The sequence below is a fragment of the Mesorhizobium sp. M7A.F.Ca.US.002.01.1.1 genome (genome assembly GCF_004022955.1).
Taxonomy (GTDB): domain Bacteria; phylum Pseudomonadota; class Alphaproteobacteria; order Rhizobiales; family Rhizobiaceae; genus Mesorhizobium; species Mesorhizobium ciceri.
The window spans coordinates 1-1862 of sequence record NZ_RZQE01000770.1 but is presented as its reverse complement, the minus strand read 5'-3'; the positions used below and the strand labels follow the sequence as shown (position 1 = coordinate 1862).

At 62.7% G+C, this 1862-nt stretch carries 1 protein-coding gene; it reads left to right on the top strand.

From position 1 onward, the window contains the following. On the top strand, positions 1 to 1862 hold a 1862-nt coding region (secD, locus tag EN932_RS35250), incomplete at both ends, for a protein translocase subunit SecD (protein WP_128369478.1).

Sequence of the window (1862 nt, the reverse complement as noted above, 5' to 3'; positions counted from 1 at the left end):
GTTCAACGTCACCGATGCCGGCATCAAATACCGCACGTCGACCGCGCTGACGCAGTCGATCGAGGTGGTCGAACGCCGCGTCAACGAACTCGGCACGACCGAACCCATCGTGCAGCGGCAGGGCGACGACCGTATCCTTGTCCAGGTGCCGGGTCTTCAGGACCCGCAAAGGCTGAAGGAAATCCTCGGCCAGACCGCCAAGCTGACCTTCCAGATGGTCGACCAGTCGATGCCGGTGCAGGACGCGCTCAACGGCCGTCCGCCTGCCGGCTCGTCGGTGCTGTATTCGCAGGACGATCCGCCGGTTCCGTATCTGATCGAGAACCGCGTCATCGTCTCGGGCGAAAACCTCGTCGATGCGCAGGCGACCTACAATTCGCAGAACAACGAGCCGGTGGTGTCGTTCCGCTTCGATTCGAAGGGGGCGGCGCGCTTCGGCCAGGCCACGGCGCAAAATGTCGGCAAGCTGTTCGCCATCATCCTCGACAACCAGGTGATTTCGGCGCCGCAGATCCGCGAGCCGATCCTCGGCGGCACCGGCCAAATCTCCGGCAATTTCACCGCCCAGAGCGCCAACGATCTCGCCGTGCTGCTGCGCGCCGGCGCACTGCCGGCGACGTTGACGGTGATCGAAGAACGTACAGTGGGTCCGGGCCTTGGCCAGGATTCGATCCATGCCGGCAAGGTCGCCGGCATCATCGGTTCTATCCTCGTCGTTGCCTTCATGTTCGTCGCCTACGGCTTCCTCGGCTTCCTCGCCAACATCGCGCTGGCGGTGCACGTGGCGATGATCGTCGGCGTGCTCTCGTTGCTTGGCGCGACGCTGACCTTGCCTGGCATCGCCGGTATCGTGCTGACCATCGGCATGGCGGTCGATTCCAACGTGCTGATCTACGAGCGCATCCGCGAGGAGCGGCGCGCCGGCCGCTCGGTCATCCAGGCGATCGATACCGGTTTCACCAAGGCGCTGGCGACCATCGTCGATTCCAACATCACCTCGCTGATCGCCACCGTGGTGCTGTTCTATCTTGGTACCGGTCCGGTGAAGGGCTTTGCCATCACCTATGCCATCGGCATCCTGACGACCGTCTTCACCGCCTTCACCTTCACCCGTCTGCTGGTCTCGATCTGGCTGCGCCGGGCTCGCCCGAAGGAATTGCCGAAGGCGCCGGTGACCTTCGTTCCGCCCGGCACCAAGATCCCCTTCATGGGCATCCGTCGCTGGACGTTCACGCTGTCCAGCGCACTTTCGATCCTGTCGGTGGTGCTGTTCATGACCGTCGGCATCAACTACGGCATCGATTTCAAGGGCGGTTCGCTGATCGAAGTGCAGGCCAAGAGCGGCAATGCCGATCTCGCCGACCTCCGCGCGCGGCTGACCGAACTCAACATCGGTGAAGTCCAGGTGCAGCAGTTCGGTACGCCGAACGACGTGCTGATCCGCGTCGGGACGCAGGATGGTGGCGAAAATGCCGAGCAGACCGTCATCGACAAGGTGCGCGGCGAGCTGCAGGATAATTATGACTTCCGCCGCGTCGAAGTGGTGGGACCGACCGTGTCCGGCGAGCTCGCCAAGCAAGGCACGATCGCCATGCTGATCGCGCTGCTCGGCATCCTGATCTATGTCTGGTTCCGCTTCGAATGGCAGTTCGCGGTCGGCGCCATTGTGGCGACGGTGCACGATGTGGTCATGACGCTCGGCTTCTTCGTCATCTCCGGGCTGGAGTTCAACCAGTCGTCACTGGCGGCGATCCTGACGATCATCGGCTATTCGCTGAACGATACGATCGTGGTCTATGACCGTGTCCGAGAGGATCTGCGAAAATACAAGCGCATGCCGCTGCCGCAACTCCTGAACAACG